This is a genomic window from Lentibacter sp., from assembly GCF_029254145.1.
In the GTDB taxonomy this organism is placed as follows: domain Bacteria; phylum Pseudomonadota; class Alphaproteobacteria; order Rhodobacterales; family Rhodobacteraceae; genus Lentibacter.
Genome location: NZ_JAQWYD010000044.1, coordinates 24,832 through 43,246, shown reverse-complemented (window position 1 = coordinate 43,246; position 18,415 = coordinate 24,832). Strand labels below are relative to the sequence as shown.

The window sequence follows — 18,415 nt, the reverse complement described above, 5'->3', positions numbered from 1 at the left end:
CTCCCAAAATCGGGGGGGGTGATATGCGTGCACAACCCGTGCACAATGCGTGCACCGCCTGAATGGCTCTTTTGTTAAGAGAAAATTAGTCAACGCAGCGTTCGGTGCTGTCAGGGGTGTGCAAGTTTTGCACGCCCCTTTCTGTTTTACTTTTTGCCGCCGAACTTTGGCTCCGTGCCTGCGCGGAGGCGGTCGATGTTGGCTCGGTGGGTGAAGAACACAAGCGCTGTCAGGGCAATGCCGAGCAGCAGGAGCTGATGCGCGCCAAGTGTGGCCATCCAGACCGTTGAGGCGCTGGCGGCAGCGACAGCCGCGAGCGAGGAGATGCGCCAGATTGCGAAGGCCAGGAGCCATGTCGCACAGACGGCAAGGCCCACAGCCCAGTTGAGCGCAAGGATTAGCCCGATGAATGTAGCGACGCCTTTGCCGCCCTTGAAGCGCAGCCAGATGGGGAAGCAATGACCGAGGAACGCCATAAGGCCCGCAAGCTGGGCCGCGTCTTCGCCAGCCAAAGCGCGGGCAAGGAGCACAGCGACTGCTGCTTTGCCGCCATCCAGCAGAAGCGTGAGCAACGCGGCGGTCTTGTTGCCTGTGCGCAAGACATTGGTTGCGCCGATATTGCCCGAACCGATGGCGCGCAGATCTCCGAGGTTCATCACGCGAGAGATCAAGACGCCGAAGGGCACAGAGCCGAAGAGATAGCCGATGAGGGCCCAGAGGGCGAGAACGAGGGCGGAGTGTTCGATGAGGGGCATCAGCCGAAGACCTTTTTACCAGCGACATAAGTTGCCACGACTTTACCTTGCAGGCGCTGGCCGTCAAAGGGCGTGTTTTTGGACTTTGACAGAAGCGTGGTACGATCAAGTACGAAGGGCTTGTTTGGGTCAAAGAGCATCAGATCGGCGGGTGCGCCTTTGCTCAGGCGGCCAGAGGCGAGCTGAAGCCGCTTGGCCGGGTTGAGCGCGAGCGCGCGGAAGAGTTGCGCAAGCGTGAGGCTACCTGCGTGAACAAGGCGCAGGGCGGCGGGCAGAAGTGTTTCCAGAGCAACCGCGCCAGAAGCGGCCTCGGCGTAGGGCAGGCGCTTGCTCTCCTCATCTTGAGGTGTGTGCATCGAGCTGATCGTATCGATGAGGCCGCTTGCGAGGGCCTCGACTGTGGCGAGACGGTCATCCTCAGAGCGCAAGGGCGGCTTCAATTTGAAGAAGGTGCGGTAGTCGGCAACGTCCAGCTCATTGAGCGTGAGATGGTGAATCGAGGTGCCTGCGGTGATATCAAGGCCGTTGCGCTTTGCGCGCTCAAGTGCAGGCAAGGCGCGGGCTGTTGTGATCTGATCGGCGTGGTAGCGCGCGCCTGTCATCTCAAGGAGCGCGATGTCACGATCAAGGCCCATGCGCTCGGCCATGGGCGAGACGGAGGGCAGGCCACGAAGCGTTGCGAACTTGCCAGAGGTGACGGCGGCACCTGCGGAGAGGATCGGCTCTTGGGGGTGTGCTATGACGAGTGCGCCGAGGGAGCGGGCGTATGTCAGCGCGCGCTGGAAGACTTTGGTATTGGTCACGACGGCGTCGCAATCGGAAAAGCCTACAGCGCCTGCATCCATCAGGAAGCCGATCTCTGTCATTTCGCGGCCCTCGCGCCCCTTTGTGAGCGCGGCGAGGGGGAGGACATTGACGGCGCTGTCTTCATTGGCGCGGCGTTTGACAAACTCCAGCGCTTCGGGTGTGTCGATCGCGGGGGAGGTATCAGGGCGGATGGCCATTGTTGTGACCCCACCAGCGGCCGCTGCGCGGGCGGCGGAGGCATAGCTTTCTTTGTGGCGCTCGCCTGGTTCGCCGACTTTGACGCCGATGTCGACAATCCCCGGGGCGAGGCAGAGGCCATTGCAATCAATTGTTTCGTCTGCTTGGGGTGGCTCGCCCTGACCTGTTGCGGCGATTGCGCCGTTCTGCACAAGGAGCCAGCCTGTGTCCTCGGTCTGGGCCTCGGGGTCGATGAGCTTGGCGTTGGTGAAGAGGGTTTTCATATTAGCTCCTTGCGCTCAGCGCAGCGTCGCGGGTCTTTAGGATGAGGCTCGCGCCTGCGGCGGGGTCGGCTTGGTATTTGATCAGGTATTTGTCGCCCGTTTGGGTAACGACTTGCAGGGCGGAGAGCATAGTGCGGGCGTCAGCGACATTGGCGAGCGGGATCACGCGCTCGTCGGGGCCGATGAGCTTTGTGTCGCTCAGCTTCCAGACCATGCCGAGCTGTTCGCTCATCGCGTAAGCGCCGCGCGCACCAATGGCGAGGACGGAGCCGACGATGCCTGTCCATGGATGGGGATTGCCGACATAGAAGAGCACGCCCGATAGGAGCAACGAACCGAGGGCCGCGAGCAGGATATGCTCACGGATGTAGGTGCTGCGGGCTGGGGGAAAGGTTGCGATGATCTGGCTCATGATTTGGCTTCCTCAGCGGTGGGGATATCGGCTTCGTCGGCGATTCTGCCCATGAGGGCGAGGCGGGCGATGTCGATATCGCGCTCGGTGGCGCGGGGGTTGGTGAGGTATTTCATTAGCACAGATTGACCTGTTTCAAGATCGAGGCGCAGGTTTTTGTAGAGTTTGCGCTGGGTGGCGTGGATATCGGCGAGATTGACGGCGGCATTCTGCTCGGGGGCGTTGCCGTTTTCGTAAATGAGGCGAAGCGATGTCAGGTGCCAGACATCGGCGCGGTGGTTGAGCCAGCTGGTGTAATCATCAAAGATGAAGGCGGAGAAGACTGTCGTGAAGCCCATGATTGGCAGCCAGTATTCGGGCGGCAGTCCGATGAGCGGGCCGAAGACCACGGCGGTCAGAAGGCCGATGATCAGGCTGCGCTGCACAAAGACCCAAATGTCGGGCTGGTATGTGCCAAGGAAGGCCTCGTCATCCAGAAGGGTTGTGACAGGGACGGGCTGCTCAGACATAGGTGTCCTTTGAAGCGGCGGCCGCGCGGCTTTCGCGCAGATTGCGCGCCAGTAGGTCCATCGCGGCCATGCGCACGGCGACCCCCATTTCGACCTGCTCCTGAATGACAGAGCGGGTCACGTCATCGGCAATCTCGCCGTCGATCTCGACGCCGCGGTTCATTGGGCCGGGGTGCATGACGATCGCATCTGGTTTGGCGTGGGCGAGCTTTTCGGCGGTGAGGCCGAAGCGGTGATAATACTCGCGCTCGGAGGGAATAAATCCGCCATCCATGCGCTCTTTCTGGAGCCTGAGCATCATCACGACATCGACGCCTTCAAGCCCTTCGCGCATGTCGTCAAAGACTTCTACGCCAAACTCGTCGATCTGGCTGGGCATAAGCGTGGGCGGCCCGATCAGGCGGACGCGGTTTTCCATTTTGCCGAGCAGCATGATATTGCTGCGTGCGACGCGGGAGTGGGCGATATCGCCGCAGATTGCGATCGAGAGGCGGTGCAGGCGGCCCTTGGCGCGGCGGATTGTCAGCGCATCGAGCAGCGCCTGAGTCGGGTGTTCGTGGCTGCCATCGCCCGCGTTGAGCACGGCGCAATTGACCTTTTGGGCCAGAAGATCGACCGCACCTGAGCTGCCATGGCGCACGACGAGGAGATCGGGGTGCATGGCGTTGAGCGTGAGGGCCGTATCAACCAGCGTTTCGCCCTTTTTGATAGAGCTTGCGCCCATCGCCATGTTCATCACATCTGCGCCGAGGCGCTTGCCTGCAAGCTCGAAAGACGCCTGTGTGCGGGTCGAGTTTTCAAAGAACATATTGATCTGGGTCAGGCCTGCCAGCGCATCGGAGTGTTTGTGTGCCGAGCGATTGAGCGCAACATATTTGTCGGCCAGATCAAGAATAGAAGTAATGTCGGATTGGGAGAGCGGCTCGATCCCTAACAGGTGACGATGTGCAAAGCTCATGGGCTGTCCCTCGCAAATTTCCTGAGCTTATAAAGCGGGGGCGGGGAGCGTGCAATCTGCTTTCGGTGTTTTGGCGGTCTCAGGGATGCGCTAGGGTGTTTGCATGGAATCGGCACAACACTACTGGGCGGCGCGGGCGGCTCTTGAATGGCAGGTTGAACTCGGAGCTGATGAGGCGCTGAGCGAAAGGCCTGTGAACCGCTTTGAGCTTGTTGAAAAGGTGAAGGCCAATCCTGCCGCTGCGAAAGCCGAGGCGGCGCCACATGTGCAGACCGGATATGTGCAAGCGCCCAAGATTGACGCTGTGGCGGAGGCCCGCATGGCGTCCGAGCAAGCTCAGGATTTGGGCCAGCTGCGTGCGGCGCTGGAACGCTTTGAGCATTGCGAGCTTAAGCGCGGGGCGCGCAACCTTGTGTTTGCTGATGGTGTGGCTGGGGCGCGTGTGATGATCCTTGGCGAAGCGCCGGACCGCGAGGGGGACCGCGAGGGCAAGCCTTTTGTCGGGCAGTCGGCTGCCCTTTTGGGAAAGATGCTTGGCGCGATTGGTCTGAGCCTTGAAGAAAGTGTTTACGTCAGCACGGTGATGCCGTGGCGGCTCTTGAACCAGTCGGGGCCAAGTCCTGACGCGGTTGCCATGATGCGGCCCTTTGTGGCGCGGCATGTTGCTTTGGCGAAGCCTGACATCTTGATACTGATGGGTAATATTGCTTGTGATGCGGTGCTGGGGCAGCGCGGGATTACGCGTCTGCGCGGCACATGGGGCGAGGCGTTTGGCTTGCCGGCGATGCCGACGTTTCCGCCAGAGACTTTGATGCGCCAGCCTGAGCTGAAGCGCGCGGCATGGGCGGATTTGTTAGAGATTAAAGCGAGGCTTGCATGAGCAGAATTGACGAGAGCCGTGAGTTTATTCCCGTGAGGATTGCTGTTTTAACGGTCAGTGATACGCGGGAGCTGGCCGAGGACCGCTCGGGTGATGTGCTTGTGGCGCGGCTGATGGAAGCGGGGCATGTGCTGGCGAAACGGGCGATTGTGCGTGATGAGCGCGGCGATATCGCGCAGCAACTGCGGGACTGGGTGGCCAGTGATGAAGTTGATGTCATTATCTCGACAGGCGGCACGGGGCTGACGGGGCGGGATGTGACCGTTGAGGCTCATCGGGATGTTTACGAAAAAGAGATCGACGCCTTTGGCACGCTGTTTACGATGATCAGCTTTGGCAAGATCGGCACGAGTGCTGTGCAGAGCCGCGCGACCGCGGGTGTGGCGGGCGGTTGCTATCTCTTCGCGCTGCCAGGCAGCCCGGGAGCGTGTAAGGACGGCTGGGACGACATCCTGAAGTGGCAGCTGGATTATCGTCACAGGCCCTGCAACTTTGTTGAGATCATGCCGCGACTTGAAGAGCACAAGCGACGCAAATGAGCGATATCTTTGAGCCATTGGGCCCTCTGATGGAGCCACGAGACGGGCCTGCGCTGATCAAAGTTGCTGCGATTTATGCCCGCGATGCGCATGGGCGCGCGCTGTGCCAGCTTCGGGACGATTTGCCCGGGATTGCTGCGGGCGGGATTTGGGGCCTGTTTGGCGGCAAGGTTGAGGCGGGCGAGAGCCTGCGCGCCGCCGCTGTGCGCGAGTTTTTTGAGGAAACGGGGATTGTGATTGCCGAGGGCGAGTTGGCCCCTATGGTGCAGGTGGCTTCGCAGACTTTGTCAAACTGGCGGATTTATGTGTTTGAGCTTGCTCGGCCTGTGCGCCCAGACGAGATCAGGCTCGGCGAGGGCGCTGGCTTTGCGTTTTTGACGGAAGCGCAGGTTAGGGATTATGAATTCATCTCGACCTATAAACAGTTTTTTGAAAAGATTTTCGACTGAAACGCAGGTGTCATGCGTATATGTAATGCTATGCCTGCAATTTGCGGCTCACTGACGTGCCAAAAGGAACATAGATGCGGTTTTTACAGCGTGGTTTGACAGGGCTATTTATCTTTGCCGTGACGCTCGGGCTTTTGACCTATGGGGCGATCTTGGTGCGCGGTGCTGTTGAGGACCGTATGAGCCAAGAGGCGCGTGTGCCGCCAGCGCGCGAGCGGGTCTTTTCTGTAAATGCTCAACGGGTTGTCACAGAAACGCTGACGCCCGTGATTTCGGCTTATGGCGAGGTGAAGAGCCTGCGGACGCTTGAGATTCGTCCTGCTGTTGGCGGCACGATCGTTGAAATGAGTGAGGCATTTGTTGAGGGCGGCCGCTTTGCGGCGGGCGAAGTCATGCTCAAGATTGATGATGCAGATGCGCGCGCGGCGTTTGAGCGGGCGGAGGCTGATCAGATGGATGCTGAGGCCGAGGGGCGCGATGCTGCCCGCGCTCTTGCTTTGGCGGGCGATGAGCTGCGCAATGCTGAGGAGCAGGCGGCCTTGCGCGAGCGTGCGCTCGTGCGTCAACGGGATCTGAAAGCGCGGCGTGTGGGAACAGATGCGGCTGTGGAGGCGGCAGAAATTGCTGCGAGCGCGGCCAAGGCTGCGGTTTTGACGCGCAGGCAGGCTTTGGCGCAGGCCGAGGCGCGGCTTGACAGTTCGGCCACGCGGCTGGCGCGGGCGGGCATCCAGCTCTCCGAGGCGGAGCGGCGGGTTGCAGAGACAGAGATCACTGCGCGGTTTGACGGAGTCTTGAGCAGTGTGAATGCGGTTGAGGGGCGTCTTGTGAGTGCCAACGAACGGCTGGCGGAGTTCGTAGACCCTGATGCGCTTGAAGTGGCGTTTCGGGTTTCGACGCAGGATTATGGGCGTCTTTTGGAGGCGGACGGGCGCCTCAAGACTGCCAAGCTTGATGTGATTTTGGAAGATTTCGGAACCGACCTTGCGACAGAAGCGCGGCTAAGCCGTGCAGGCGCGGCCAATCTCGGCGGCGAAACGGGCCGGGCGCTTTTTGCTCAGCTGGCCGAGGCGAAGGGCTTTAAACCCGGTGACTTTGTCGGGGTGCAGATTGAAGAGACGCCGATTGAGGCCGTTTCGCCCATACCGGCAACGGCACTGGGAACCGACGGCTCTGTCCTGCTGATTGGTGAGGGTGGACGGCTTGAGCTTGTTCAGGTGCAGCTTTTGCGGCGACAGGGGGACAGCGTTATCATCCGAGCGCCCGAACTTGCAGGGCAGCTTATTGTCTCAAAGCGCACGCCTCTTTTGGGCGCGGGGATCAGTGTGACGGCTGTCGAGACTGGGGCAGAAGCTGTGGCGCCTGCGGCTCCAGAAATGATCGAACTCAGTGAGGAGCGGCGCGCCAAACTTGTGGCGGCTGTTGCTGCCAACAAGATGATGCCCAAGGATGTGCAGGAGCGGCTTTTGACGCAGCTTCAGGCGGCTGAAGTTCCGCTGAAGATGGTGGAGCGGATTGAAAGCCGCATGGGGGGATAAGACATGCGCGATGTGGGGCTGATCGGCGGGATTATCTCGTATTTTACGCGCCACAGGACTGTGGCCAACCTGCTTTTGGTGAGCCTGATTGTGGCGGGCCTTGTGGCTATGCCACGGATGCGTGCGCAGTTTTTTCCTGATGTTATTGTTGATAATGTCTCCGTCAGTGTCACATGGGAAGGCGCTGGCGCGGAAGATGTCGACGCGGGGATTGTGCAGGTTTTGGAGCCTGCTCTCCTGACCGTTGAGGGCGTGGCTGAGGCGACATCTTTATCGCGTGAAGGCTCAGCGCGGATTGATCTTGATTTTGAGCCCGGCTGGGACATGGCGCGCGCGGCTGACGATGTTCAGGCGGCTGTGGATTTTGTCACGCTTCTGCCCGATGAAGCGGATGATCCAAAAGTCGAGCGGGGCGTCTGGCGGGACCGTGTGACCGATGTCGTGATCACGGGGCCTGTGGGCGCGGACCAGTTGGCGCGGTTTGCCGATGAATTTGTGGCGCGGCTTTTTCAGGAAGGTGTAACGCGTACCACGATCCGCGGCGTTGCAGGCCAAAAGACCAATGTGATTGTCTCCACGCGCGACTTGATCGAACATGATATTACATTTGCCCAGATCGCGGGGGCGATTGGGGAAGAGGTGAATGCCGACCCTGCTGGGGATGTGACCGGGGCCAATGCACGGGTGCGTACGGGTGTGGAGAAGCGCAGCCCTGAGCAGATATCCCAAATCGTGATCAAGGCACTGGCGGATGGCTCCAAGCTGACGATTGGCGATGTGGCGCGCCTTGAGGTCGAGGGCGCGCTTCGTGGCGAGACATATTTTGTAGGAGAAAACTCCGCTATTTCTGTGCGGGTGGATCGCTCGGCGAGCGGGGATGCGATTGGCATTCAGCATTCTGTCGAGAAGGTTGCTGCGGCGCTTGAGGCGACGCTTCCCCCCGATGTTTCGATTGATCTTATCCGGACACGGGCCGAGGCGATTACGGGGCGTCTCGACATTCTGCTCGACAACGGCTTGATGGGGCTTGGTCTCGTGGTGGCGCTGCTGTTTTTGTTTCTCAATGCACGTACGGCGCTTTGGGTTGCGGCGGGTATTCCTGTTTCGATGCTGGCTGCGATTGCGCTGATGTTTGCATGGGGGCTGACGATCAATATGATCTCGCTGTTTGCGCTGATCATCACGCTTGGCATTGTTGTGGACGATGCGATTGTTGTTGGCGAGCATGCGGATGCGCGGCTCAGGAAACTGCGCGAGGGGCCTGTGGAGGCAGCAGAAAACGCCGCGAAGCGGATGGCGCTGCCTGTGTTCTCAGCCACGTTGACCACTGTAATTGCGTTCTTTGCGCTCACCTTTGTGGAGGGCCGCTTTGGTGATCTGATTTCGGATATTCCTTTCACTGTGGTGGTGGTCTTGCTGGCCAGTTTGGTGGAGTGTTTCCTCATTCTGCCCAACCATATGGCGCACTCTCTCAAGCATGCGTTTGAGACCCATTGGTACGATTTGCCCAGCCGGGTTGTGAACCGCGGTTTTGAACATGTTCGGGAGCGTTATTTCCGTCCTGCCATGGTTTGGGTTGTGAAGCTGCGCTACCCTGTTTTTGCGGGTGTGATCCTTGTGCTGGCGAGCCAAGTTGCGCTATTTGTGCGCGGTGATGTGCAGTGGCGCTTTTTCAATGCGCCTGAGCGAGCGTCTATTTCGGGCAATTTTGCCATGGTCCCGGGCGCAAGCCGCGAGGATACTTTCACGATGATGCGTTTGCTTCAGCAGACGGTGAACGAGCTCGGGGCGGAGTATGAGGCCAAGCACGGCAGAAACCCGATTGATTATGTGCTGGCGCAAGTGGGTGGTAACACATGGCCGCCGCTCGCAGGCGCAGATACCAAAGAGCCAGACGAGCTTGGCGCAGTGGCGATCGAGCTGATTGACGCGGATTTGCGACCCTATTCGAGTTTTGCATTTCTGGCCGAGTTGCAAGACCGCTTGCCGACCCATCCGCTTCTGGAAACCGTTAGCTTTCGTGGCTGGCGTTCCGGGCCAGGGGGCTCAGCACTTGATGTGCAGTTCTTTGGTGCAGATGCAAATACGTTGAAGGCGGCGAGCGAGGCTTTGAAAGAGGCGGTTGTTCAATATCCCGAAGTCAGCGGTGTTGAAGACGATTTGGCCTATGATAAAGGCGAGTTTGTGCTGGACTTGAGCGCGCAGGGGCAATCGCTTGGATTTACCATTGATGGCGTGGGCCGCGAGTTGCGCCACCGCTTGAGTGGTCTTGAGGCGGCGACTTATCCTGACGGTGCGCGCTCGGCCACGATCCGAGTGGAGCTGCCTGATGACGAGGTGACGGCGGACTTTATATACCGCACACAGATGCGCGCGCCGAACGGGCAATATGTTGCGCTTTCGGATGTTGTGAGCGTGCGGGAGCAGGCGGGCTTTTCCACCATTCGGCGCGAAAACGGGCTGCGCACTGTTTCTGTGACAGGGGACATATCCGAAGATGATGCGGCGCGGGCAGCGGAGATTGTTCAGGCGCTTCAGGACACGATCCTGCCAGATATTGCTTCGCAGTATCAGGTCGAGTGGCGGCTGTCTGGGCTGTCCGAGCAGGAGGGCGACTTTCTCAACGATGCTTTGACCGGGTTTATCCTGTGTCTTGTGGGGATTTATCTTGTCTTGGCTTGGGTCTTTGCGAGCTGGACGCGGCCTGCCGTTGTGATGGCGATTATTCCTTTCGGGCTTGTCGGGACAATCTATGGCCATGCCGCTTGGGATGTCCCTTTGAGCATGTTCACGGTAGTTGGCTTGCTTGGTATGACAGGGATTATCATCAACGACTCGATTGTACTGATCACCACGATTGACGACTACGCTGAAGAGCGCGGGTTGATCCCGTCGATTGTTGATGGCGCGGTGGACCGCTTGCGGCCCGTTCTTTTGACCACTTTGACGACAGTTCTGGGCCTTGCACCGCTGCTTTATGAGACAAGTCAGCAGGCGCAATTCCTCAAGCCAACGGTGATCACACTGGTCTATGGTCTGGGTTTTGGGATGATTCTGGTGCTGTTGATTGTGCCTTCGCTGATCGCGATGCAGGCTGATTTTTCAAAGCAGATCAGAAGTTTGCGGCGGGCTTTGCGCGCCAAGGATTCCCGCGCAGTTCAGCTCCCTGTCGGGATCGGGGCGGCGCTGATCGGGCTTTGGTTTGCTCTGTCGTTGGGCTGGTACGCAGTTGTCGGGCAGTTTGCGCCGCTGATCGGTTGGCTGGCCGCGGCCAGTACAGCGCTCGGAGCGCTGGGTGTGTTTTTGGCGGGGGTGGCTGTGATTGTCGCTCTGGTTGCCTTGACGGGCGTAACTCTGTTGGCGCGGGCTCAGTCGCAGCCCTGAATATCAATAGCATTGTCTGCGCCGATCAGCGTCAGGCGCAGGGCCGATCTGTTGAGGGCAAAGGTGCCGCTCAGCGCGTGGATGAGCTCTGTTTTGAGAGTTAGGGTCTGGCCGCTGCGGCTGACCTCCGGGTCTGTGGCCCAAACGAGGGGATCGCCTGTCTCGATTGCTGCGTCTTCCGCTCCGCCCAGATGCGGCAGGCTGGAGGTCACTGTGAGCTGGATGCCACGCGTTCCAAGAGTCGTGTCGCAGCTCACCTGTTGAGCGCCTTTGCGCGGTACAGTGTCGAGCGCTGTTTTGATGGCTTGGGTGGCGGCTGTGCTGTCTGCTTTGATTGTCTCGTCCACCACGATTTGAAGGGGTACGCAGATGTCTTTGCAAACGCCGATATCCACTGTGCCTTTGAAGCGGATCGATTTGCCTGAGATCTTGGGCGTCAGGGCGATCGGGAGCACGAGGCGCCCTGTGTAGATGATTGAGCGCATACCGTTCTGGCTGTAGACAGTTGGCCGCGGCCAAGCGGGTGTGGCACTTGCGAGGTTGCGTGATCCCTGCCAATTGAAGCTTGGTGGTATGCCCGCATCACCTGGTGCACGCCAGTAGGTGTGCCAACCTTCGGCCAATGTGATCTCAAGTGCAGCCATGCGCGTGCCGTCAGGCTCGACCCAGCCATGCAAGACGCGGGTTTGGGCCTTGTCGGCATAGGGGTTGGCCAGCGCAGGGAGCGCGAGGAGGGCAAGGAGGAGTGCGAGCGTTTTTGTCATTTGCCTTAGATGGGCCAAAGCGCGCGAAACGACAACTCACAATAGAGCGAGAAAGATTTCGGGCGCGGGCCTTGTGGGCGGCGGGGCGGCTTGGATAGAATGAGGCAAAAGCCAAATGGAGCAAAACCGTGCGTGACGATAGCGATCTGACAGGGCAACTTCTGATTGCGATGCCCGATATTGGCGATCCTCGGTTTGAGCGCTCTGTGATCCTGATTTGTGAGCATTCGGCGGAGGGCACGATGGGGCTTATCCTGAACAAGCCGTCAAGTGATGTCTCATTCCATGACCTTGCCGAACAGCTTGAGCTGGGCACGCCTGAAGCTGCGCAACAGGTCAATTTTGGCGGGCCTGTCGAGATGGGCCGCGGATTTGTGCTTCACTCCAGCGAATATGTGTCAGGGCGCTCCAGTCATCTGGTTCTGGAGGGGCTGCGGCTCAGCACATCTCTGGATGTGCTGGAAGATATGGTCACGGGCACAGGGCCGAGCGCGGCACTCTTGATGCTGGGCTATGCAGGCTGGGACGCGGGACAGCTTGAAGGCGAAATCCTTGCCAATGGCTGGTTAAGCGGACCAGCTGATGCGGCGTTTGTTCTCAGAGGTGGGGGCGAAGACATGTGGAGCGCGGCGTTGAAACGGCTTGGCGTCAATCCCCTGCTTCTGTCTGCGACGGCTGGGCGCGCCTGATCCTTTTTCTTTCCAGAAATATCCCGGGGATAGCGCGAGAGGGGCTGGCCCCTCTCGCGCCACCGCGATTTGACGCAGTCAAAGCGCAAACCCTGAACAGGTCTAGCGTGGTGCGGCGGCGCGGGAGAGCCGGTCATTGATGGCAAGCCCGATGCCGCGAGCGGGGATAGGCGAAACGGCGATTTTGCTGGCTTGCGCATCCAGCGCGCGCAGCATTGCAAAGAGATTGGCCGCGGCTTCGCGCAAGTCGCTTGCAGGGGAGAGATTAAGCGCAGCGTTCTCGACTGGGCCAAAGCCGAGCAGGGCCTCGTCGGCTGCAGGGTCTGTCACGTTGAGGCGCAGCACGGCGTCGGGGGCATAATGCGAGGCGAGTTGGCCCGGTGCCGTTATGGCGGCGGGCGTTGTGGATTCTGGGAGGGGGGTCCCAAGCGCCGCTTCCAGCATCTCGCGTGTTATTGAGCCGTGGCGCAAAAGCGTGGGCCTGTCCGCAAGGCCGACAATAGTGCTTTCTAGCCCGATCTCGGCTGCACCACCCTCTAGAACGGCTGCGACGCGGCCTTCCAGCCCCTGAAGCACGTGGTTGGCTGTGGTAGGGCTGATCTTGCCTGAGGGGTTGGCAGACGGGGCGGCCACAGGGCCGTCAAAGGCTTCCAGAAGCGCTTGCGCAACAGGATGTGCAGGGCAGCGGATGGCCAGAGTATCAAGACCTGCCGTCACAAGGCTGGCAATGCCGTGGCCGTCCCGCAAAGGCAAGACCAGCGTCAGAGGGCCAGGCCAGAAGGCGGCGGCGAGGCGAGCGGCCATGTCAGAACATTCGACATAGCGCGCGGCATCGGTCGGGTGGGCAACATGGACGATGAGCGGGTTGAAGCTTGGGCGGCCTTTGGCAGCGTAGATACCAGCGACAGCCGCACCATTGCGCGCATCTGCACCGAGGCCATAGACTGTTTCTGTGGGCAGCGCGACACGCTCGCCCGCGCGCAGAAGGGAGACTGCCTCTGCGATACCAGCCGCGTCGGCAGAAAGAAGAAGGGTAGATGATAAAGTCATGACGCCGCGTTATTGCAGAATTGGGGTTTGAAAGCTTGTAGGTCAGGGGCGAGGGCTTGCCAAGCTGTGCTTTGCTGGCCGAAGAAGGAGAAGACCATGAGCTTTCGTGCCCCCGTTCAAGACTATGAATACATCATGCGCCATATTGTTGGATATGGCAAAGTTAGCGCCACTGCGCGCTTTGAGGAGGCGGGAGAGGAGCTGACCTCGGCTATTTTGACCGAAGCGGGACGGCTCTGTGAAGAGGTTTTGTCTCCGCTTCAGCGCAACGGGGATCTGGACCCTGCGCGCCTTGAAGACGGTGTTGTGCACACCTCAAAAGGTTTTGCTGAGGGCTACAAAGCGATCCGTGAGGGTGGCTGGATTTCGGTGGCGGCGAGCCCGGAGTATGGCGGCATGGGGCTACCAATGACAGTGACCACGGCTGTCAACGAGATGATGAGTGCGGCCTGCCTGAGTATCGCGCTCAACCCGCTGATGACGCAGGGCCAGATCGAGGCGTTGGAGCATCACGCGAGTGAGGAGATCAAGGCGATCTATCTGCCCAAGCTCGTTTCGGGGGAGTGGTGTGGCACGATGAACCTGACCGAAGCGCAAGCGGGTAGCGATGTGGGCGCTTTGTCAAGTAAGGCCGAGGACAATGGCGACGGCACTTATGCGATCACGGGCCAGAAAATATACATCAGCTGGGGCGACAACGACTTCAGCGAAAATGTTTGTCATCTCGTGTTGGCCCGTCTTCCCGGGGCACCTGCGGGGACAAAGGGGATCAGCCTGTTTCTAGTTCCGAAGTTTTTACCGGATGCTTCTGGTGAGGTGGGCGAGGCGAACAGCCTGCATGTTGTCAGTCTTGAACACAAGCTCGGTCTGCACGGCAGTCCCACGGCTGTGATGCAGTATGACGGTGCGACCGGCTGGCTTGTCGGCCCTGAGGGCGGCGGCATGGCCGCGATGTTTACGATGATGAACAACGCGCGGCTTGGCGTTGGTTGTCAGGGGATTGGCGCGGGCGAGGGCGCTTACCAAAAGGCGCTGGCTTATGCCAAAGACCGCAAACAAGGGCGCACGCCTGTTGCAGGCGGCACAGGCGCTATTATTGATCATGCGGATGTGCGGCGGATGTTGGCAACAATGCGCGCCGAGCTTTTTGCGGCGCGCTGTATTGCGATGGCCAATGCTGTGGCGATTGATATGAGCCATGCCACGCGCGAGCCCGACTGGGCGGCGCGGGCGGCTTTGCTCACGCCGATCACCAAGGCTTTTGGCACGGATACGGGCATCAAAGTGGCTGAGATCGGTGTGCAAGTGCATGGTGGTATGGGCTTCATTGAGGAGACGGGTGCTGCGCAATATTCGCGCGATGTGCGTGTCACCGCGATTTATGAGGGCACGAACGGCATCCAGTCTATGGACCTTGTTGGGCGCAAGCTGATGGATGGGGGCGAGGCAGCGCATACGCTGATAGACGAGATGCAGCGTTTTGCCGAAGAGGCGCGCGCCACGCGGCCGCTTATGGCGGGGCTGATCTGGAACGCGACCGAAACCCTGCGCGAAGCAACCGAGTGGATGGTGTCACAGACAAGTATGACCGCGCGGTTTGCTGGGTCTGTTCCCTTTCTGGCGGCTTATGCGCGCGTATTGGGCGGGTATTACCATCTCTGCGCCGCTGTCTCCGAAGGCTCCAATGGCCCGCGCACCAAGCTTGCACGGTTTTATATCAACCGCTTGTTGCCAGAGTATAAGGCGCTACTGGATCATGCCATGCAGGGCGATGCAGACCTTTACGCCCTTGATATCGAGGACTTTGACGTCGCATGAGAGATGATTTGCAGGGCATAAGATATCCGTGGCCGGACGCGCCCGAACCAGGCGGGTGGATCGAAGTGGCCGAGGGGGTGCTCTGGATACGCTTGCCGCTTCCTATGGTGTTGGATCATGTCAATGTCTACGCCCTTGATGAGGGCGACAGTTGGACGCTGATTGACACGGGGTTTCACACCAGGCGCTCTGTTCTGATGTGGGAAGAGCTTCTCAAGACGGCGCTGGGTGGCAAGCCTGTGAGCCGTGTTATCCTGACGCATCATCACCCTGATCATATCGGGATGGCGGGTTGGTTTATGGAGCGGGGCGCAAGCCTCTGGGCCTCGCGCACCGCTTGGCTGCTCTCGAGGATGCTTATTCTCGATGTTGAAGATGAGGCGACGCCGCAGGCAGAGGCCTTTTGGCGTGAAGCGGGGATGGACTCTGAGATTCTTGCAAAACGGATGAGCGAGCGGCCTTATAACTTTGCCGATGTTTGCGCGCCTATTCCTGTGGGCTATACGCGGCTCAAAGAAGGCGATGTGCTCCATGCGGGTGGGCGCAGCTGGGATGTGCGCGAGGGCAATGGCCATGCGCCAGAGCACCTGACGTTTTGGAGCCGTGAAGACAACCTTGTTCTGTCGGGCGATCAGATCATCTGTTCGATCAGCCCTAACATTGGCGTCTATCCGACCGAGCCTATGGCGGACCCTGTGGGTGACTGGATCGCCTCTTGCGAGAAATTTGCGGAGCTCGCCCATGAGGACCATATTGTCCTCGCAGGGCATAAGCGGCCCTTTACGGGGCTGCCATTTCGGATGCGACAACTGAGGGAAAACCATGTTCATGGGCTTGACCGTCTGGCCGCCTTTATTGAGGAGCCTAAGACGGCTGTTGAGTGCTTTCCAGTGCTTTTCAAACGAAAAATTGACCACGGCACTTACGGATTGGCCCTTGTGGAAGCTGTCGCGCACCTTAATCATTTGCTATTAGAAGGCCTTGCAGAGCGAAAGCTTTGTGAAAATGGCGCATGGTTGTGGAGTAGCAAGGGGTAGGTTTATGAGCGATATGATTGTCACGTCGGCGGAAGCGATGGAGGCAGAAGCCCTGCCCAAGCGGCACGAGGCGCATTGTAAGCCGCAGAACAAGGCGGGCGAAATGCCCAGCACAGTGACCCATAAACCTGTTGCACAGAAGAGCCCTGCCGAGTGGGCACATGAGCGGCTGATTCTCTATATTCAGAATTTTGAAGAACAGCTCGACAACGAACACGAAGTGGCCATGGGCTTTACGGGCGGTGACGCTGGTGTCCTCCGGATCGAGGGTATGGGCTTTTTTGACCCTGACATGGTCACGTTTTACGGAAGTGATGCGAGCGGGGCCAAGACCCAGCTGGTGCAGCATGTGAGCCAGCTTAATGTTATGCTGCGGGCGCTCCCAAAAGAAGTGCCTGCCGCGGCGCCAAACCGTATCGGCTTCAGGCTTGCCAAAGCGCTGGAAGAGGGCGAGGCGTAAAAATGCAGCTACTGCACGGCAATCTAGTGACAGGCTCGCGCAAATAAAGTATCTAGCTGCAAACGCGAATTAGGAGACAGTTATGAGCGACCACAAGCACGGCGAAATGGATACCAAAGTTCAAGAAGAAACGTTTAGCGGCTTCATGACTTGGGTGACGCGTACGGCCATTTTTTGCATCGGTTTGTTGATCTTTGCTTACATAGTCAACGGCTGATTTAATGCGTTGTTTTTTCAAGGTTTTTGTGGCGCTGTGTTTGGCGCTGACAGTGTCGGCGTGTTCCAAGCCCGCAGCTTGGGCCTCTGACGAAGACCTTGCGAAAGTGCAGTATCGTGATGCTGGGCCCACAAAGCTCACGCTGTTTACGATGATAAACAACCGTTCCGGAGTGGGGGCGCATACATCCCTGATGATCTCAGCGAGTCAGCGCGTGATCTGGGATCCTGCAGGAAGTTTTTATCACCCGTCTATTCCTGAGCGCAACGATGTGCTCTTTGGCATCAGCCCACGGGTGGCTGATGTCTACACGCGGTATCACGCGCGTGAGACGTTTCATGTGATTGTCCAAGAGTTAGAAGTCTCGCCTGATGTGGCGGAAAAAGCGCTTCAACTGGCGCTTGCAAGGGGCAATGTCGGAGATGCGCAATGTGCGCTTTCGACATCGGGGATTTTGAGCCAGCTTTCTGGCTTGGAGAGTGTCAGTGTTGGTTGGTATCCGAAAAAGCTCGCCGAACAGTTCGGGGCTTTGCCAGGTGTGACCGAGCGCAAGCTTTATGAATATGACAACGCTGATTTGCGCGCCTACGATCCTGCACTTGTGAAAATCAACTAACCGAAAAGATAGAGCGCTAAGTAGAGCGTGGTTGCGCCCGCGGTGATGGAAACAATCACTGAGCGGAACCATAGGCCTGCGCTGAGCGTCGCCAAGGCGGCGAGACCGCGGGGCAGATCAAAGCTGCCGCCTGTGGCGGCGGGCCAGATGATCATCGGGGCAATGAGCGCGGGGAGCACAGCGACGGCCGTATAGCGCAGATGGCGCAGGAGCCATTCTGGCAGCGGCCTGTCGCCGACAAGTCCGAGAAACGTAAAGCGCAGCATAAAGCTACCCGCGGCAAGGGCGGCTATCACATACCAGAGTTCTGGACGTTCGATCATTTGAAAAGCCCCCGTTTGGTGAGCATGAGCTCGGCTTGTGCACCTGTGATCATCCCCAAGCTGGCCGCGATGATGAGGCCAAGGTCGAAGGGAACCCATGTCAGGCTGAGGGCGGATAGGCTGGCAACAAGCGCGGCGGCGAGATGGGCGGGTGTGCGCATCATCGGGGCGATGATGGCGAGGAATGTGATCGGCACAGCAAAGTCGAGTGCGAAGCTCTCTGGGATGCTCTCACCGATTAAGGCGCCCACGAGGGTCATCAGATACCACATTGGGATTACGGGGATGCAGGTGGCGAAGAAGTAGGTTGTGCGCTCTTTGAGGCTCCAGCTCGGGTTGCGCTCAAATGCTGCCACAGAGCATGCGTAGGACTGATCCACCGTGAGATAGGCCACCAGCGCGCGCTGCCAGAGGGGCGCGGCGCCCAAGTGGGGCGTGAGGGAGGCCGAGTACATTGCCATGCGCAGATTGACCGCAAGGCCAGAGAGCAGCGCGATCACGGCGGGGGCATTTTCAGTGAGAAGCTGAAGCGTGGTAAATTGGGCCGCACCGGCTATGACCGCTATTGAGAAGAGGAGCGTTTCGGCGATGCTGAGGCCTGCTTCTGTTGCGACGACCCCAAAGACGATCGCAAAGGGCGTGACCACGAGGATAAACGGCGCCGCGTCGCGTATGCCTTGCTGAAGCGGCGTTTTTGGTGTGGTTGAGCGCATGGCTTGCCTCTACATTGGGTGCAATCGGGCTAGCGCGTT

Annotated in this window: 20 protein-coding genes; 11 read left to right on the top strand and 9 right to left on the bottom strand. The window is 59.2% G+C overall.

The window, feature by feature from the left end:
• Nucleotides 1-146: 146 nt before the first annotated feature.
• Genes plsY through P8O11_RS05350 form a run of 5 tightly spaced genes read right to left on the bottom strand, consistent with a single transcriptional unit; the run spans nucleotide 147 to nucleotide 3,902 of the window.
• Complete coding sequence (gene plsY / locus P8O11_RS05370) at nucleotides 147-755, bottom strand: glycerol-3-phosphate 1-O-acyltransferase PlsY (protein ID WP_300292452.1); 609 nt, start codon at nucleotides 753-755, stop codon at nucleotides 147-149.
• On the bottom strand, nucleotides 755-2,023 hold the full coding sequence (gene pyrC / locus P8O11_RS05365) for a dihydroorotase (protein ID WP_300292450.1): 1,269 nt from the start codon (nucleotides 2,021-2,023) through the stop codon (nucleotides 755-757). The genes plsY and pyrC overlap by 1 nt, the downstream gene beginning before the upstream one ends.
• Before the next feature lies 1 nt (nucleotide 2,024).
• Nucleotides 2,025-2,435, bottom strand: coding sequence for a hypothetical protein (locus P8O11_RS05360; RefSeq protein ID WP_300292448.1), 411 nt, complete (start codon nucleotides 2,433-2,435; stop codon nucleotides 2,025-2,027).
• Nucleotides 2,432-2,944, bottom strand: coding sequence for a hypothetical protein (locus P8O11_RS05355; protein ID WP_300292446.1), 513 nt, complete (start codon nucleotides 2,942-2,944; stop codon nucleotides 2,432-2,434). The genes P8O11_RS05360 and P8O11_RS05355 overlap by 4 nt, the downstream gene beginning before the upstream one ends.
• Nucleotides 2,937-3,902 (bottom strand): aspartate carbamoyltransferase catalytic subunit, encoded by a 966-nt coding sequence (locus tag P8O11_RS05350; RefSeq protein WP_089887491.1) that lies wholly within the window; start codon nucleotides 3,900-3,902, stop codon nucleotides 2,937-2,939. Before P8O11_RS05350 ends, P8O11_RS05355 begins: the two co-directional genes overlap by 8 nt.
• Before the next feature lie 103 nt (nucleotides 3,903-4,005).
• On the opposite strand from P8O11_RS05350, the gene P8O11_RS05345 reads away from it, so the two are divergent.
• The 5 genes from P8O11_RS05345 to P8O11_RS05325 all read left to right on the top strand — a co-directional run bounded on the left by P8O11_RS05345 (nucleotide 4,006) and on the right by P8O11_RS05325 (nucleotide 10,689).
• The gene (locus P8O11_RS05345; RefSeq protein ID WP_300292443.1) at nucleotides 4,006-4,782 is read left to right on the top strand and encodes a uracil-DNA glycosylase; all 777 of its coding nucleotides are present in this window, start codon (nucleotides 4,006-4,008) and stop codon (nucleotides 4,780-4,782) included.
• Nucleotides 4,779-5,321 carry a molybdenum cofactor biosynthesis protein B gene (gene moaB / locus P8O11_RS05340; protein ID WP_300292441.1) on the top strand — a complete coding sequence of 181 codons (543 nt, stop codon included), beginning with the start codon at nucleotides 4,779-4,781 and terminating at the stop codon, nucleotides 5,319-5,321. Before P8O11_RS05345 ends, moaB begins: the two co-directional genes overlap by 4 nt.
• Nucleotides 5,318-5,770, top strand: coding sequence for an NUDIX domain-containing protein (locus P8O11_RS05335; protein ID WP_300292438.1), 453 nt, complete (start codon nucleotides 5,318-5,320; stop codon nucleotides 5,768-5,770). The genes moaB and P8O11_RS05335 overlap by 4 nt, the downstream gene beginning before the upstream one ends.
• Nucleotides 5,771-5,844: 74 nt before the next feature.
• Nucleotides 5,845-7,305: an HlyD family efflux transporter periplasmic adaptor subunit gene (locus P8O11_RS05330; RefSeq protein ID WP_300292436.1), complete on the top strand. Its 1,461-nt coding sequence runs from the start codon at nucleotides 5,845-5,847 to the stop codon at nucleotides 7,303-7,305.
• A gap of 3 nt (nucleotides 7,306-7,308) precedes the next feature.
• On the top strand, nucleotides 7,309-10,689 hold the full coding sequence (locus P8O11_RS05325) for an efflux RND transporter permease subunit (protein WP_300292434.1): 3,381 nt from the start codon (nucleotides 7,309-7,311) through the stop codon (nucleotides 10,687-10,689).
• Here P8O11_RS05325 and P8O11_RS05320 read toward each other — a convergent pair.
• Entirely contained in the window at nucleotides 10,674-11,453 is a 780-nt protein-coding gene (locus tag P8O11_RS05320; RefSeq protein ID WP_300292432.1) for a protein-disulfide reductase DsbD domain-containing protein, read from the bottom strand. The two genes, P8O11_RS05325 and P8O11_RS05320, sit on opposite strands and share 16 nt — an antisense overlap.
• A 128-nt stretch (nucleotides 11,454-11,581) precedes the next feature.
• Here P8O11_RS05320 and P8O11_RS05315 point away from each other — a divergent pair, with 128 nt between their 5' ends.
• A complete protein-coding gene (locus P8O11_RS05315) occupies nucleotides 11,582-12,142 on the top strand; it encodes a YqgE/AlgH family protein (RefSeq protein ID WP_300292430.1) in 561 nt (186 codons plus the stop codon).
• Between the two features lie 102 nt (nucleotides 12,143-12,244).
• Here the strand turns inward: P8O11_RS05315 and P8O11_RS05310 are convergent, their stop codons facing one another.
• Nucleotides 12,245-13,192 (bottom strand): L-threonylcarbamoyladenylate synthase, encoded by a 948-nt coding sequence (locus P8O11_RS05310; RefSeq protein ID WP_300292428.1) that lies wholly within the window; start codon nucleotides 13,190-13,192, stop codon nucleotides 12,245-12,247.
• Nucleotides 13,193-13,288: 96 nt separating this feature from the next.
• On the opposite strand from P8O11_RS05310, the gene P8O11_RS05305 reads away from it, so the two are divergent.
• From P8O11_RS05305 to P8O11_RS05285, 5 genes are all read left to right on the top strand, one after another.
• On the top strand, nucleotides 13,289-15,010 hold the full coding sequence (locus P8O11_RS05305) for an acyl-CoA dehydrogenase (RefSeq protein ID WP_300292426.1): 1,722 nt from the start codon (nucleotides 13,289-13,291) through the stop codon (nucleotides 15,008-15,010).
• Nucleotides 15,007-16,047, top strand: a complete 1,041-nt coding sequence (locus P8O11_RS05300; RefSeq protein WP_300292424.1) for an MBL fold metallo-hydrolase — start codon at nucleotides 15,007-15,009, stop codon at nucleotides 16,045-16,047. Before P8O11_RS05305 ends, P8O11_RS05300 begins: the two co-directional genes overlap by 4 nt.
• Nucleotides 16,048-16,051: 4 nt before the next feature.
• Nucleotides 16,052-16,507, top strand: a complete 456-nt coding sequence (locus P8O11_RS05295) for a DUF6173 family protein (RefSeq protein WP_089887505.1) — start codon at nucleotides 16,052-16,054, stop codon at nucleotides 16,505-16,507.
• Between the two features lie 82 nt (nucleotides 16,508-16,589).
• On the top strand, nucleotides 16,590-16,724 hold the full coding sequence (locus P8O11_RS05290; protein WP_300292422.1) for an aa3-type cytochrome c oxidase subunit IV: 135 nt from the start codon (nucleotides 16,590-16,592) through the stop codon (nucleotides 16,722-16,724).
• Nucleotides 16,725-16,728: 4 nt separating this feature from the next.
• Nucleotides 16,729-17,340, top strand: coding sequence for a hypothetical protein (locus P8O11_RS05285; RefSeq protein WP_300292420.1), 612 nt, complete (start codon nucleotides 16,729-16,731; stop codon nucleotides 17,338-17,340).
• On the opposite strand, the gene P8O11_RS05280 is transcribed toward P8O11_RS05285, so the two are convergent.
• The gene (locus tag P8O11_RS05280) at nucleotides 17,337-17,663 is read right to left on the bottom strand and encodes an AzlD domain-containing protein (RefSeq protein ID WP_300292418.1); all 327 of its coding nucleotides are present in this window, start codon (nucleotides 17,661-17,663) and stop codon (nucleotides 17,337-17,339) included. The two genes, P8O11_RS05285 and P8O11_RS05280, sit on opposite strands and share 4 nt — an antisense overlap.
• Nucleotides 17,660-18,376 carry an AzlC family ABC transporter permease gene (locus P8O11_RS05275; protein WP_300292416.1) on the bottom strand — a complete coding sequence of 239 codons (717 nt, stop codon included), beginning with the start codon at nucleotides 18,374-18,376 and terminating at the stop codon, nucleotides 17,660-17,662. Before P8O11_RS05275 ends, P8O11_RS05280 begins: the two co-directional genes overlap by 4 nt.
• Nucleotides 18,377-18,415 lie beyond the last annotated feature (39 nt).

Coding starts and splice junctions, on each gene's coding strand:
- P8O11_RS05360 (WP_300292448.1), bottom strand. CDS start 2,435: ATGAGCCAGATCATCGCAACCTTTCCCCCAGCCCGCAGCACCTACATC.
- P8O11_RS05275 (WP_300292416.1), bottom strand. CDS start 18,376: ATGCGCTCAACCACACCAAAAACGCCGCTTCAGCAAGGCATACGCGAC.
- P8O11_RS05300 (WP_300292424.1), top strand. CDS start 15,007: ATGAGAGATGATTTGCAGGGCATAAGATATCCGTGGCCGGACGCGCCC.
- P8O11_RS05295 (WP_089887505.1), top strand. CDS start 16,052: ATGAGCGATATGATTGTCACGTCGGCGGAAGCGATGGAGGCAGAAGCC.
- pyrC (WP_300292450.1), bottom strand. CDS start 2,023: ATGAAAACCCTCTTCACCAACGCCAAGCTCATCGACCCCGAGGCCCAG.
- P8O11_RS05280 (WP_300292418.1), bottom strand. CDS start 17,663: ATGATCGAACGTCCAGAACTCTGGTATGTGATAGCCGCCCTTGCCGCG.
- P8O11_RS05285 (WP_300292420.1), top strand. CDS start 16,729: ATGCGTTGTTTTTTCAAGGTTTTTGTGGCGCTGTGTTTGGCGCTGACA.
- P8O11_RS05345 (WP_300292443.1), top strand. CDS start 4,006: ATGGAATCGGCACAACACTACTGGGCGGCGCGGGCGGCTCTTGAATGG.
- P8O11_RS05320 (WP_300292432.1), bottom strand. CDS start 11,453: ATGACAAAAACGCTCGCACTCCTCCTTGCCCTCCTCGCGCTCCCTGCG.
- P8O11_RS05290 (WP_300292422.1), top strand. CDS start 16,590: ATGAGCGACCACAAGCACGGCGAAATGGATACCAAAGTTCAAGAAGAA.
- P8O11_RS05335 (WP_300292438.1), top strand. CDS start 5,318: ATGAGCGATATCTTTGAGCCATTGGGCCCTCTGATGGAGCCACGAGAC.
- P8O11_RS05330 (WP_300292436.1), top strand. CDS start 5,845: ATGCGGTTTTTACAGCGTGGTTTGACAGGGCTATTTATCTTTGCCGTG.
- P8O11_RS05310 (WP_300292428.1), bottom strand. CDS start 13,192: ATGACTTTATCATCTACCCTTCTTCTTTCTGCCGACGCGGCTGGTATC.
- P8O11_RS05325 (WP_300292434.1), top strand. CDS start 7,309: ATGCGCGATGTGGGGCTGATCGGCGGGATTATCTCGTATTTTACGCGC.
- moaB (WP_300292441.1), top strand. CDS start 4,779: ATGAGCAGAATTGACGAGAGCCGTGAGTTTATTCCCGTGAGGATTGCT.
- P8O11_RS05350 (WP_089887491.1), bottom strand. CDS start 3,902: ATGAGCTTTGCACATCGTCACCTGTTAGGGATCGAGCCGCTCTCCCAA.
- P8O11_RS05355 (WP_300292446.1), bottom strand. CDS start 2,944: ATGTCTGAGCAGCCCGTCCCTGTCACAACCCTTCTGGATGACGAGGCC.
- plsY (WP_300292452.1), bottom strand. CDS start 755: ATGCCCCTCATCGAACACTCCGCCCTCGTTCTCGCCCTCTGGGCCCTC.
- P8O11_RS05305 (WP_300292426.1), top strand. CDS start 13,289: ATGAGCTTTCGTGCCCCCGTTCAAGACTATGAATACATCATGCGCCAT.